Genomic DNA, 13,602 nt, shown 5'->3' on the forward strand with positions numbered 1-13,602 from the left:
TATGTCATATAGTAAAAAAATGTTACAAGCATTATCTGATGGAGATTTAGTAGAAGCACAATTAGCTTTTGAAAAAGCTCAAATGGAAGATTTGGCAGAGGAAAGACTTCAGTTAGCAGATAATTTATTCCAATTAGGCTTTATTGAAGAATCAGAAACACTTTATGAAAAATTATTCGAGGAATTTCCAGAAGAAGAAACATTGAAAATTGCTTTAGCTGAAATTGCGATTGAAAATGATGACTTGGAAAAAGCTTTTACTTTCCTAGAATCAATTGAAGAGACAAGTGATTTATATGCTCAAAGTTTAATTACTCAAGCAGATATTTATCAAGTTTTAAATATACCTGAAGTAAGTGAGAGAAAATTAAAACAAGCTAAAGAATACTTACCTGACGAACCATTACTTGATTTATCTCTGGCAGAACTCTATTTTTCAAATGAAGACTATTTAAAAGCAGTAGACATGTATGAAAAATTAAGAGGCAGCTTTAAAGAAGGAGAATCTCCTATTAGTTTAGATGAAAGAATCGGTGTTGCTTTATCTAGAATTGGTGACTTTGAACACGCCATTATCCATTTAGAAAAAGCCATTGAAGAAGATGAAACTGTAGAGAGACTATTCCAATTAGCGTTAACTTTTTACCAATTGGAAGAAAATGAGCGTGCTATTGAGTTATTAAAACAAGTTAAATTGATGGATGAATCGTTTAATCAAGTTTACTATCCTCTTGCTCAAATCCTTTTTGATGAAGGATTACATGATGAAGTCATAGAAATTATTGAAGAAGGAATTTCTCAAAATCCTTATGAAACATCACTTTATCATTTGGCTTCAGACACGGCTTATCATTTAGGTGATAAAGATCAAGCAAAACAATATTTAGAAGAAGTTATTTCATTAGAAATAGATGCAGACCTTTCTAAAATGCGTTTAGCAGAGCTTTTATTAAAAGAAGAAGAATACGAAGAAGTAATTCAATTGATGGATACGTTAGAAAACAAAGAGCAAAACTTCTCTGAATGGATATTAGCTCAAGCTTATAATGGTTTAGAGGAATTTGATAAAGCTAAAGAATTTTATGAAAAAGCCAAAGAGACACTTTTAGATGACCCTGAATTTTTGAAAGATTATGCTTTGTTCTTAAGAGAAGAAGGTCAAATAGACGTTGCAAATGAATTGCTGAAGCAGTATATATCAATTGTTCCTGGAGATATCGAGATTGCCTCATTAATTGAAGATGAACGGTGGTAATTTGAATGATCGAACTAGCTGAAAAAAAGAGATTTCTAAACTTTATTATTCAATCAGTTACTTTAAAAGCAAGGGAATCTTATTGGATTTTAAATTATTTAATTAATCATGAAATAATGTTAAATAAGGTTGTTTTTGTTGAACAGGCTCTCCATACACCCAGGGGACTTGTGATTGTAGACGAATTCGAAGAAGGTCCTGGAATTGAGATGACAAAACAAGGTCTTAGCATTTTAGATGCTAATGCGATATTTCATGAAATTCGTATGAATAGAAAAGAATTGTTGTATATTGAAATTAAATTTAAAGATCGTTTTAAAAAAACAGAATATCTTTCTATTTTAGAAAAAAATGAGTATGAACCGATTGATGAAGATCTTCAACTTGAGATCCTGGAAGAGTTAGAAACTTTCTTCACCACAGAAGATAGGAAGTTTCAACTGAATGACTTAGAAGAAAGAATTGATTTAGCTTTAGAAAAAGGTAACGAAGCTGAGTTCATCGAATTATCAAATAGATTCAAACAATTAAAAAAAGACTTCATTTCCAACTAAATTTGGAAATGGAGTCTTTTTAGCGTTTTCTTTTAATAGCTTTCATCTTTTCATAGGAGAAACCTTCTCCTATAACTTCATTGATTGTTAGAACCGATATAAAGGCCTTAGGATCAATTTCATGACAGATGTCTTTAATAGTATTAATCTCAGGTGGAGAGGCCACACAGTAGATAATATCGCGCTCTACATTCGAATAAGCACCTTCTGATTTGAGAAAAGTGGAACCACGTTCGAGTTCTTCTAAAATTTGGCTAGAAATTAAGTCGTTTTTATCAGAAATAATAAGAATTCCTCTAGCACTGTAGCTTCCTTCTTGGACAAAATCAACGACAATACTAAAAACAAAAACAGCAATTAATGTGTACATCATTTCTTTTAAGGAAAGATAGCTAAGTGAAAGAATTAAAACAATGACGTCTAAAATAAGCATCGAACGCCCCATTGTTAAACCAATATTTTTTTCGATGATCCTAGCAACGATATCTGTTCCGCCAGTCGTTCCACCAACTTTGTAAACAATCCCGCTCCCAACACCACCGAAAAGACCGGCAAGTAGAGCCGCAATAAGAAGATCGTTGTCAACGGAAATAGCAATATTAGCTTTTTGCCACAATAAAATATTTAGAGATAGAGAAAACGTTCCCACAAGTGTGTAAATCAAAGATCTAAACCCAAAAATTTTCAACCCAATTAAAATAAGTGGTATATTTAATAAGAGAGTACTGTAGGCTGGGTTAAAGCCAATCATATTGTAAATGATTAAAGTAATCCCTGTTACCCCACCTTCGGCTAAATTGTTAGGTATGTTGAAGACAACTAGCCCAAAGCTGTAAATACTTGTACCGATAAAAATTAAAAAAATATCCAACAAAGCTTGTTTATTAAATTTCATTTTATCACATCCTCAATTGTTATCTTATCATTATCTATAAGGCGCAACAAGAGGCGGATGGTTGAAAAATTGAAGTATCTTTTATAAGATATGAGCTAGAAGTAAAAAAGAAGGATTGATTGAAAAATGACCTCAAAAAGCCAAAATTTAAAAGAGATGCAAGAAGAATTAGATAGTTATATTAATCAGTTTAAAACGGGGTATTTTTCACCGTTATCTCAATTAGCTAGATTGACAGAAGAAACTGGGGAATTAGCTCGAGAAATTAATCATCATTATGGAGAAAAACAAAAGAAAGAATCAGAGCTTCCAAAAAGTGTGGCAGAAGAAATTGGAGATGTTTTAATTGCGACGATTATTATGGCTAATTCTTTAGAAATAGATTTAACGCAAGTATTTCAAGATAATATGACTAAATTCAATAAACGGGATAAATTTCGTTTTGAAAGGGTAGATGAACGAATCAAAGACTAACAAATTAGATAAATAAAAAAAGAATGGAAAATGACAAATGACTATTGAAAAGATGCCACTAGAATTTAAGCAGGCTATACCTATTATTGAAAAAATCGAACAAGCTGGATTTGAAGCTTATTTCGTTGGGGGAAGTGTTCGAGATATTTTTTTAAATCATCCTCTTCACGATGTGGATATTGCAACAAGTGCCTTTCCAGAAGAAGTAAAACAGATTTTTAAAAAGACAGTTGATGTTGGAATTGAACATGGTACTGTTTTGGTTTTATTTGAGCATGAGCAATATGAAGTGACAACTTTTAGAACTGAATCAACTTACCAGGACTACCGTAGACCAGATGAAGTTACTTTTGTTAGATCTTTAGAAGAGGATTTAAAACGTCGAGACTTTACTATGAATGCTTTAGCAATGAATTTAGATGGTAAAATAATTGATTTATTTAATGGGATTGAGGCAATTAATAAAAAAGAAATTGTAGCAGTCGGAAATCCTTCTGAGAGATTCAATGAGGATGCTTTAAGAATGATGAGAGGCTTACGATTTTCAAGTCAACTGAACTTTACTATTGAAGAAAAAACTAAAGAAGCTATTAAAGAGCATCATGCTCTATTAGATAAAATATCTGTTGAAAGAATAAATATTGAGTGGATAAAACTTTTATTAGGAAACTATAGAAATAAAGGCCTACTTACTTTTATAGAAACAGGATGTTATCAGTATTGTCCAGGTTTAAAAAATAAACAAAAAGAGTTAACGAATTTACTGCTTTTAAATGAAAGCTTAGTCATTAAAAGTGAAGAGATAGCTTGGTTACTTTTATGTTACGTTTTAGATATTGAGAATACAAACCATTTTTTAAGAGATTGGAAATGTTCAAATAAAATTTTACAAAATGTCAATCAAGGAATGAAACAATTAAAGAAAAGAAAATTAGAAGAGTGGAGCAATGATGATCTCTACCGCTCGGGAGAAGAAGTTGTTATTCTAGTTGAAGAAGTAAGAATTATTTTAGGCGAAGAATCAACATTAGAACAAGTAATGATAAGTTATGAGAAACTCCCGATTAAATCAATGAAAGAATTAGAAGTTAATGGAAAAGAAGTATTAGCTTATCTAGATGCTCAGCCAGGACCTTGGTTAGGTGAAATATTGAGTACTCTTGAGGAAAAAGTGTTAAACGGAGAACTACCTAACAATAAAGAAAAACTATTAGAACAAGCGAAAATTTTAAGAAAGTGAGCTGAAGACATGTATCAAAAAGAATTTGTCGTATCAGAAAATGAAACAGCAAAAGTGATGGGATCTGGGACGCTGGATGTTTTAGCAACACCAAGTGCTATTGCAATGGCTGAAAACACATGTATGAATCAATCTAAAGATTTAGTGAGTGAGGAAGAAACAACTGTCGGCATTCATATTGATTTTAAACATATTAAAGCTTCTCTAGTAGGGGCCAATATTAAAGTTTCTTCTGAAATAAAAGAACAAAAAGGAAAAAGAATTATTTTTTCATTTGAAATGTTTGAAGGAGAAAAGAAAATTGGATACGGAGAACATGAACGAGCAATTGTCAATGTATCTTCTTTTCTTTCTCACATAGGATAATAAATTTAATTTGTGAAAAATTTAATAAACTTGTTTATTTTTCAAAAAATACGTGCTATACTATTGGTGTAGCAAAGAAATGTAACTTGATAGGAAAGAGGAGATCATAGATGTCAAAAGAAATGAGTAGCTTCAAATTCTATTTTAGAAACGGTGAAACATGGTCTATAAACCGCGAAGATATTGGTGATTTATGGATTAGTAAAGTAACAACAAGCTATGGCAGAATCAATGGAAGTGATTTTCAAAAAATACGTCCATGTGAAGGTCTAAAAATTGAAATCAACCAGGAAGCTGATCATGTTCAAACAGATGATATTAACACAGGTGGATTAGAATCAGGTATGTTTGCTCGTGCAGTTAAATATCAAGATATTGAAAAAATGTCTATCATTTTTGATGATAATTCAAGTGATTTAATCTACTTCCCATATAAAGACAAAGCAACTCCAGGTCAAGAGGGATTAGATAATGTCTATCAAACAACAAAAGTTTCTTCAGAAAATAAACTTTACATCGTAATAGATGCAGAAAAAACAGTAACAGAAGTATATGCAGACAAATTCTAATTAAATTAATAAAAACACTGAAATTTTTCAGTGTTTTTTTGTGCTTAACGAGGCACTAGCTTGTTTTGAGTACCTAATTTTGGTAGAATAAACAAGACTATTTTGAGAGTAGGTAAATTTAATGAAAATGCTGCGTGCAGATAATTTAAAAAAATCATATGGTATTAAAGATTTACTAAATGATGTTTCTTTTTTAATTCGTGAAGGAGATCGAATTGGGTTAATTGGAATTAATGGAACTGGAAAATCAACTTTAATGAATATTTTAGCAGGGATCGACAGTGCTGAAAAAGGGGAATTAGACTTTCCGCATGATTACCAAATTGGTTATCTTTCTCAAACGATTAATTTTGATGAAAATCTAACCGTATTAGATACCGTTTTTCAAGGAAATACGCCTATTATTAAAGCTGTTCGCGAATATGAATTAGCTCTAGCTAATTTGTCGATTGATGGAGCAGATGAGACTTTCCAGAAAAAATATCAACAAGCTGAAGAATTAATGAATCAAGAAGATGCTTGGTTAGCAGATACAAATGCTAAAACAATTTTAAGTAAGTTAGGTATCTTATTTTTGGATAAAAAAGTTAAGGAACTATCAGGTGGACAAAAAAAACGTCTAGGGTTAGCTCAAGTATTAATTCAAGCACCCGATTTATTATTATTAGATGAGCCAACTAACCACTTAGATTATAAAAGTATTCGTTGGTTAGAAAATTATTTGAAAGATTATAAGGGTTCTTTAGTTGTAACAACACATGACCGTTATTTTTTAGACCGTGTAACTAATAGAATAATGGAACTTTCAAAAGGAAACCTTCATGAATATCAAGGGAACTATGAAGCATACCTTATGATGAGAGCTGAAAGAGAAGAAGAAGAGGCTAGACAAAGCCACAAACAAAAACAACTATTCAAACAAGAACTTGCTTGGATGAGAGCAGGTGTTAAGGCACGTGGAACAAAACAGCAAGCCCGTATTTCTCGTTTCAATGACTTAAAAGAATCTGTTTCAACAAGTGATAACACAGATAATTTAGATATTTCAATTAACACAAAACGTTTAGGAAAAAAAGTTCTTGAGATTAAAGAAGCTAACTTTGATATAGCAGACAAAACAATTTTAAAAGATTTTAATTTATTAATTCAATCTAATGAAAGACTTGGGATAACTGGAGAAAACGGTGCTGGAAAATCAACGCTACTCAATCTAATCACAGGGAAATTTCAACTTGACTCAGGAACAATTGACTTGGGTGAAACAGTTAGGATTGGTTATTATACACAAGAAAATGAAGGCTTGGACGAGTCTAAAAGAATGATTCAATACCTTCAAGAACAAGCTGAGCAGGTGGAACAAAAAGATGGAACATCTATCTCAACAACAGAGATGTTAGAACGATTTTTATTCCCTCGTGAAACACATGGAACAGTGATAGAAAAATTATCTGGTGGAGAAAAAAGAAGACTTTATTTATTGAAAATATTAATTCAACAACCTAATGTATTACTTTTAGATGAACCGACAAATGATCTAGATATTGAAACATTAACTATTTTAGAAGATTACCTTAATCAGTTCCAAGGAGCTGTTATTACGGTAAGTCATGACCGGTATTTTTTAGATAAAACAATGGATAAATTACTTGTGTTTAAAGGAGAAGGAATTATTGAAACCTATTTTGGTACAATGAGTTCCTATCTTGACTCTCTTGAGTTATCAAAAGAAGTACTTTTAAGTGACAAAAAAGTAAAAAAAGAAAATACTGATTCTGATAAAATTAAGGTAGAAAAACAAAAATTAACTTACATGGAACAAAAAGAATGGGAAACTATTGAAGATGATATTGAACAATTAGAAACGTTAATAGAAAAGTTACAAAGTGACATGTTCAATCATGCAAGTGATGCTTTAAAGTTGCAAGATATTCAAAAAGAAGTTACTTTATCTGAGAGTCAACTGGAAGAAAAGATGGAACGTTGGGAATATTTGAGTCAGTTTGTAAATGAATAAGGAGGAACCTAAGTGGAACAAGAATATTTAAACTTAGCAAAAAGAATTCTGGATGAAGGTGTCACTAAACATGACCGAACTGGTACAGGAACTAAAAGTGTTTTTGGTCACCAAATGAGATTTGATTTAGGTGAAGGCTTTCCTTTGTTAACGACTAAAAGGGTTCCATTTTCTTTAATTAAAAGTGAATTATTGTGGTTTTTAAAAGGAGATACTAATATTAAGTTTCTTTTACAACACAATAATCATATCTGGGACGAGTGGGCTTTTGAAAGATACATCAAAAGTTCTGATTACACAGGACCGGACATGACTGATTTTGGAAGAAGAGCTGTTAAAGACGAGGAATTTAATGAAGTTTATCAAAAGGAATTGAAAGAGTTTTGTGATAAGATACTATCAGATGATGTATTTGCTTCTAAATACGGTGAACTTGGTAATATTTACGGGTCCCAGTGGCGTCATTGGAAAACGTCACAAGGTGAAACGATTGATCAATTGCAAGACGTTATAGATATGATTAAAGGTAATCCAGATTCAAGACGATTAATTGTTTCGGCTTGGAATCCAGAAGATATTCCTAATATGGCTTTACCGCCATGTCATACGTTATTTCAGTTTTATGTTGCTGATGGGAAACTAAGTTGCCAACTTTATCAAAGAAGCGCAGACGTATTTTTGGGAGTTCCTTTTAATATTGCTAGTTACGCTCTTTTAACACATTTAATTGCTCATGAGACTGGATTAGAAGTGGGAGATTTTGTTCATACATTAGGTGATGCTCACTTATACTCTAATCATATTGATCAAATGAATGAACAGTTATCTCGAGACGTTCGTGAATTTCCAACTTTGGAAATCAATAAAGAAAAGCAATCAATTTTTGAATTTGAAATGGAAGATATTAAATTGTTGGATTATAAGCCACATCCAACAATTAAAGCACCAATTGCAGTGTAAGGGATATATATTTGGGGAGGATATTAATAAATGATAGCAGCTATATGGGCGCAGGATGAGAACGGTTTGATTGGGAAGAACGACGTTTTGCCTTGGCATTTGCCAGATGATTTACAGTTTTTTAAACAAATGACAGAAAATAATGTCATTGTCATGGGACGTAAAACATTTGAAGGAATGGGTAAAAATCTATTGCCTAATCGTCAAACAATTGTCTTAACGTCAGATAAAAACTATGATGGAAACGGAGCAAAAGTGATGAACTCTGTTGATGAGGTTATTGAATTTGCTGAAAGCTTCGAAGGAATTACATTTATTACTGGTGGAGGAGAAATTTATAAATCTTTCTTGCCTCACATTGATGTGCTCTATCGAACATTAATTAAACATGAGTTTGAAGGAGATACTTATTTTCCTTATCTAGATTGGGAAGAGTGGAATATTGTCAGCACTAGTGAAGGGACTGTTGATGACAAGAATAGCTATCCACATGATTTTGAAACATACCAAAGAAATAGCAAATAAAAAACGCAAATTGCTTAAATAGCAATTGCGTTTTTTTTATGTTGTTAAAACATTAATAAAATTAGAACTTTCATTTGCGACCAAGTAATTAATAACTTGCCCTTCATAGATTTTCTCAAGTTCCCGTAACTCCAAAATATCTTTTGGTGTAACAAAATGATGTTTTTTTTGAAAGTTTGTAACTTTACTTTTAGAAAGTAGAGTAGCGATGAATTCAGAACAGAAAAAAGCATGTTCTCTTTCAAAATTAAGTTTTAAAGATAAAGCAAGAAGTCCTAAGAAATTGTATTGAAATAACTGTTTGTTTACTTCGAAGTAGTCAATTTCTTTGATCATAGACTGATATTGCTCTTGAGTAATTTTGAGTGAATAGATAGCACACTCACTTGTTAAAAAGAAGGGATCCCAAAAATCTTCTTGTACAAAACCACCGATTAATGGATTTGTTATTTTTTTTCTTCCAAAACTATAAGTTTGATTTAACTCTTTATCAAGTGCGATTGAAACGTGATTATAGGTTTCTTTTGTGTAACACTTAATGGCTTTTGATAAAAAACTTTGATTAGCTGAATAAATTAAAAAAACTTCCATTATTACATTTCCTTTTTTTGATTGTTATTTCCAACCTCTATTATATCGATAAAAGTGAAAAAGTCACTCCTTTTAGAAACCATAAAATTCCAAAAAGAGACATTTGGTAAGATTTAACATAAGTTTTTATTAACGTAACAACTTATAAAGCTTTTTCATAAAAAAAGACTGCTAAAAAGCAGCCTTCAGGTATTTTCTAATTATGTATACAGATAAACTGAAAAGAAAATAAAAATTGCACCTAAAAGAACGAATAAATGCCAAACAACATGCATAAATTTTACGTTTTTTAAGCTGTAGAAGATAGCACCAATTGTGTAAGACACACCACCTAGGAACAATAAAAGAAAACCAGTTGAACCTAAACCAATATAAAGTGGTTTAATTGCGATAAGACACAACCAACCCATAATGATATATAGAACAACATCAGTTTTACCTCGTTTGTTTAACCAAATGGATTTAAATACGATACCAGCAATTGCTATAGTCCAGATAATCGCAAAGAGTGTCCAACCTAACCAACCTTGAATGGTAACTAAACAGTAAGGAGTATAACTTCCAGCAATTAATAAATAAATAGAGCTGTGGTCAAATACTTGAAATACTTTTCTTGCCTTGGTAAAAATTAAACTATGAAATAATGTTGAAAATAAGAAAAGTAAAATCATTGAAGCACCAAAAATCGTATAAGAAACGACTCTAATTGGTGAACCCATCTGTGCTCCTTTTATAATTAGTAAAACAAGTCCTGCAATACTTAGACCTGTTCCTATGCCATGCGTAATCGCATTAAAAACCTCATTGACAATTAAATATTTTTTGGTAAATGTAGTATGCTCCATTCCACCCATCCTTTCATATTTTAAGTGAAAAAGAATCTTTTATCTGTTATACTGTTCAACAGATAGATTATTTTAATTCTACACGAATATGCTATTTTTTGAAAGAGGTTTGAGAATGACAAATATAAAAATTGTAACAGATTCGTCATGTATTATCGATTCTGAGCGAATGAAAAGTATAGATATTCATACAATCAGCTTATCAATAATGATTGATGGCGTAATCTATGCAAATCAAAATGAACTAGATAGTCAAGAATTTATGTCAATGATGGAAAAATCTCCTTCATTACCTAAAACAAGTCAGCCACCAATTGGTGAGTTTATTGATTTATACGATGAATTAGGAAAAGACGGAAGTGAAATTATTTCTATTCATTTAACGGAAAAATTAAGTGGAACAGTTAATACAGCTAGACAAGCTGCACAAATGTCGAAATCTAATGTCACAGTGGTTGATAGCGATTATATTGACCAAGCACTAGGTTTCCAAGTTTATGAAGCAGCACAAATGGCGCAAAAAGGTGCAACAGTTGAACAAATTTTAGCTCATATTGAGGATGTTAAGGACAAGACTGAACTTTACATTGGCGTTGCCACATTAGAAAATCTTGTTAAAGGTGGACGTATTGGTAAAATGGTCGGTGCTGTTTCAGGTTTTTTAAATATGAAAGTTTTATGTGAACTGAATAACGGAGAACTTGAAGTAGTGACAAAAGGTCGAGGGAATAAGACATTTACTAAATGGGTTAAAACATTAGAAGAAAAATTAACAACTTATTCTGTTAACTGTTTAGGTATTTCAGAAGCAGATGGAAAAGACATTGCAGAAGAATTAAAAGCTTCTCTTTCTAAAATGATCCCATCAATTGATATTCCTATCATTCATACGACGCCACTTGTAGCAACACATGCTGGAAAAGGCGCATTTGCTGTCATGTTTTACACAAACTAAAATACCAGATAGAGCAGATCAAAAAGGTCTGCTTTTTTGGATAGAGGGATTTTATGAAAATTATAAAAAAAAATATACCTTTCTTTGTACTCTTTTTGGTTGCCCTAATCGCGACGTTTACCCTTAGTTCGATGGCATTGCCAAAAGCAGATAAGATTAGACAACAAACTGAAACGTCTAGTAATAAAGAAACTAAAATGGAAATCCTTAGATTAAGTGCTATTGGAGATTCTTTAACAGAAGGAGTTGGAGATACTACTAATACAGGTGGTTATGTACCTTTACTTCAAACAGATTTAGGTGAACAATTTCCAATTGAAGTTGTCCAAGCTGAAAATTTTGGTAAATCTGGTGACAGAAGTGACCAGATATTAAAGAGATTAAAAAAAGACGAGGCCATGCAAGAATCTGTTAAAAAAGCAGATGTAATTACAATGACAGTTGGCGGAAATGATTTGATGAAAGCTATTCAATCTAAAATGTTTAACAAACTTTCTCTAAAATCATTTGCTAGACCTCAAAAAAAATATCAAAAACAGTTGGAACAATTGTATGAAGAAATTAGATCATTAAATCCTAGTGCTCCTATTTATCAACTGGGTATTTACAATCCTTTTTATAAGAATTTTTCAGAGATTAAAGAGATGCAAGAAATTGTTGATTTTTGGGATAAAGGAAGTAAGGATTTTGTAGATGGGCAGGAAAATGCTTATTTTGTACCGATTAATGATGAGATTTATAATGGATTACCAGATCATGAGATTAAAGTTGATTCTGGTAATAATAAGAAAAAAACACCATCTAAAGCAGATGTTATTAATGACTTGATTTCAGAAGATGATAGTTTTCATCCTAATAATTTAGGTTATCAAATTATTTCTAACGCGTTTAAATCGAAGATGGAAGCAACTAAGAAAGAGTGGCTTAAGTAATTAGTCGAGGTGTAATTTATGATAAAAAAAGAAAAGAAAGAAAATAGAAAAGAAGGTCAAAACCAACCAAAAGCAATTGCTATTTTTAATAATCCTTGGAAATCAGCTTTTCTAATATTAGTTGCAATTTTAATTGGATTTAGTTTACTGATTGGTTATCGAATCTCAACTCCAAGAATGAGTTATAGTGATTCAGTTCCAAAAGTAGCAACAAAAGAAAGTGCTATTTTTGATATCAATATGAAAAAGAAACAAGTTAATGAAGTTCTGAACTTCTTTTTAGATGACATGATGGAGGAGTCAGGTGTTGATTACTCATTTAATTTGGAAAATGATGCTTTAATTGATGGTACCTTTAATTTACTCGGACATGAAACTCATTTTTATCTGTATTTTGATCCTTATGTTTTAAATGACGGTAATGTTCAACTAAAAGCTAAAAGCTTATCAGTAGGTTCTTTAAATGTTCCGATTCCTGCGATGATTAATTACATTTCTTCAACAACAGATTTACCTAATTGGATAGAGATTAATGCAGATAAACAATTAATCAATTTACATTTAGACAAGTTTAAAATGGAAAATGGCATGTCAATTAAAGCCAAAAAAATTAATTTAATTGATGATGAGATTAGTTTTAGCGTTTATGCGTCGAAAGATAAGAAAAAAGGAAAGTGATGTGATTCATTTGAAAGAAACAGCAATTTTTGCAGGTGGGTGTTTTTGGTGTATGGTAAAACCCTTTGATACGTATCCTGGTGTATATTCTATCGTTTCTGGTTATACAGGAGGTCACACGGAATATCCAACTTATCAACAAGTCTGCCAAGGAGACACAGGACATACAGAAGCAGTTAAAATAGAATTTGATCCTAATATTTTATCGTATGAAGAATTATTGACTATTTATTGGCAACAAACCGATCCAACTGATGCATTCGGACAATTTCAAGATAGAGGAGATAGTTATCGTCCTGTCATTTTTTACACGACTGAAGAACAAAAAAAGCAAGCTGAAATTAGCAAAAAACAACTGGATTTATCTGGTAAGTACGATAAACCAATTGTAACGACTATAGAAGCAGCCAAACCTTTCTTTATGGCAGAAGATTACCATCAAGATTTTTATAAAAAGGATCCAGCCAGATATAAAGCGAGTAGTCAGCTAAGAAAAAATTGGTTAGAAGAAGTGTGGGGAGAAGATTCAGATGAAGCGTAGTTTTTATCATTACATCCAGACATTTCGAGGAAAACTTAAACAAACAGATGAGTCTATTTTGGCTGAAAATATTTTTAATGACATGCAATTTCCAAAACAATCGGAAAATTATGATGAAATTTCTCATTATTTAGAAACTAATGCTTACTATATTCCTAATATGGATATTTTTGATACCTTATGGGAGCTTTACATTGAAAACAATTAA

The 13,602-nt window shown here is 31.5% G+C and carries 17 protein-coding genes; 14 read left to right on the forward strand and 3 right to left on the reverse strand.

Annotated elements, in window-relative coordinates; all coding sequences use genetic code 11:
• Position 1 precedes the first annotated feature (1 nt).
• Entirely contained in the window at positions 2-1,255 is a 1,254-nt protein-coding gene (locus H9L18_RS07835) for a tetratricopeptide repeat protein (protein ID WP_126793183.1), read from the forward strand.
• Between the two features lie 5 nt (positions 1,256-1,260).
• Positions 1,261-1,809, forward strand: coding sequence for a YpiB family protein (locus H9L18_RS07840; protein WP_126793185.1), 549 nt, complete (start codon positions 1,261-1,263; stop codon positions 1,807-1,809).
• 19 nt (positions 1,810-1,828) lie between these two features.
• Here the strand turns inward: H9L18_RS07840 and H9L18_RS07845 are convergent, their stop codons facing one another.
• Positions 1,829-2,704, reverse strand: coding sequence for a YitT family protein (locus H9L18_RS07845; RefSeq protein ID WP_126793187.1), 876 nt, complete (start codon positions 2,702-2,704; stop codon positions 1,829-1,831).
• A 126-nt stretch (positions 2,705-2,830) separates the two neighbouring features.
• Here H9L18_RS07845 and H9L18_RS07850 point away from each other — a divergent pair, with 126 nt between their 5' ends.
• The 7 genes from H9L18_RS07850 (at position 2,831) to H9L18_RS07880 (ending at position 8,852) form a co-directional block, all read left to right on the forward strand.
• Positions 2,831-3,178: a nucleotide pyrophosphohydrolase gene (locus tag H9L18_RS07850; RefSeq protein ID WP_126793189.1), complete on the forward strand. Its 348-nt coding sequence runs from the start codon at positions 2,831-2,833 to the stop codon at positions 3,176-3,178.
• A 37-nt stretch (positions 3,179-3,215) separates the two neighbouring features.
• Positions 3,216-4,418, forward strand: coding sequence for a CCA tRNA nucleotidyltransferase (locus tag H9L18_RS07855; protein WP_126793191.1), 1,203 nt, complete (start codon positions 3,216-3,218; stop codon positions 4,416-4,418).
• Between the two features lie 9 nt (positions 4,419-4,427).
• On the forward strand, positions 4,428-4,784 hold the full coding sequence (locus H9L18_RS07860) for a thioesterase family protein (RefSeq protein ID WP_126793193.1): 357 nt from the start codon (positions 4,428-4,430) through the stop codon (positions 4,782-4,784).
• Between the two features lie 110 nt (positions 4,785-4,894).
• Complete coding sequence (locus tag H9L18_RS07865) at positions 4,895-5,353, forward strand: hypothetical protein (protein WP_126793195.1); 459 nt, start codon at positions 4,895-4,897, stop codon at positions 5,351-5,353.
• Between the two features lie 121 nt (positions 5,354-5,474).
• Positions 5,475-7,367 (forward strand): ABC-F family ATP-binding cassette domain-containing protein, encoded by a 1,893-nt coding sequence (locus H9L18_RS07870; protein ID WP_126793197.1) that lies wholly within the window; start codon positions 5,475-5,477, stop codon positions 7,365-7,367.
• Positions 7,368-7,379: 12 nt separating this feature from the next.
• Entirely contained in the window at positions 7,380-8,327 is a 948-nt protein-coding gene (locus tag H9L18_RS07875) for a thymidylate synthase (protein WP_126793199.1), read from the forward strand.
• Positions 8,328-8,357: 30 nt separating this feature from the next.
• The gene (locus H9L18_RS07880) at positions 8,358-8,852 is read left to right on the forward strand and encodes a dihydrofolate reductase (RefSeq protein WP_126793201.1); all 495 of its coding nucleotides are present in this window, start codon (positions 8,358-8,360) and stop codon (positions 8,850-8,852) included.
• Positions 8,853-8,888: 36 nt separating this feature from the next.
• On the opposite strand, the gene H9L18_RS07885 is transcribed toward H9L18_RS07880, so the two are convergent.
• Positions 8,889-9,443, reverse strand: coding sequence for a hypothetical protein (locus H9L18_RS07885; protein WP_126793203.1), 555 nt, complete (start codon positions 9,441-9,443; stop codon positions 8,889-8,891).
• Positions 9,444-9,643: 200 nt separating this feature from the next.
• On the reverse strand, positions 9,644-10,288 hold the full coding sequence (gene trhA / locus H9L18_RS07890) for a PAQR family membrane homeostasis protein TrhA (RefSeq protein ID WP_126793205.1): 645 nt from the start codon (positions 10,286-10,288) through the stop codon (positions 9,644-9,646).
• Positions 10,289-10,403: 115 nt separating this feature from the next.
• Between trhA and H9L18_RS07895 the strand changes: the two genes are divergently transcribed.
• From H9L18_RS07895 to H9L18_RS07915, 5 genes are read left to right on the forward strand one after another with little or no spacing between them, the layout of a single operon-like run.
• Positions 10,404-11,243 carry a DegV family protein gene (locus tag H9L18_RS07895; RefSeq protein ID WP_126793207.1) on the forward strand — a complete coding sequence of 280 codons (840 nt, stop codon included), beginning with the start codon at positions 10,404-10,406 and terminating at the stop codon, positions 11,241-11,243.
• 53 nt (positions 11,244-11,296) lie between these two features.
• Positions 11,297-12,175, forward strand: a complete 879-nt coding sequence (locus tag H9L18_RS07900) for an SGNH/GDSL hydrolase family protein (protein WP_126793209.1) — start codon at positions 11,297-11,299, stop codon at positions 12,173-12,175.
• Positions 12,176-12,193: 18 nt separating this feature from the next.
• Complete coding sequence (locus H9L18_RS07905) at positions 12,194-12,853, forward strand: YpmS family protein (protein WP_126793211.1); 660 nt, start codon at positions 12,194-12,196, stop codon at positions 12,851-12,853.
• Between the two features lie 10 nt (positions 12,854-12,863).
• On the forward strand, positions 12,864-13,394 hold the full coding sequence (gene msrA / locus H9L18_RS07910) for a peptide-methionine (S)-S-oxide reductase MsrA (RefSeq protein ID WP_126793439.1): 531 nt from the start codon (positions 12,864-12,866) through the stop codon (positions 13,392-13,394).
• Positions 13,384-13,602 (forward strand): YozE family protein, encoded by a 219-nt coding sequence (locus H9L18_RS07915; RefSeq protein ID WP_126793213.1) that lies wholly within the window; start codon positions 13,384-13,386, stop codon positions 13,600-13,602. The genes msrA and H9L18_RS07915 overlap by 11 nt, the downstream gene beginning before the upstream one ends.

The sequence above is a fragment of the Vagococcus carniphilus genome (genome assembly GCF_014397115.1).
Taxonomy (GTDB): domain Bacteria; phylum Bacillota; class Bacilli; order Lactobacillales; family Vagococcaceae; genus Vagococcus; species Vagococcus carniphilus.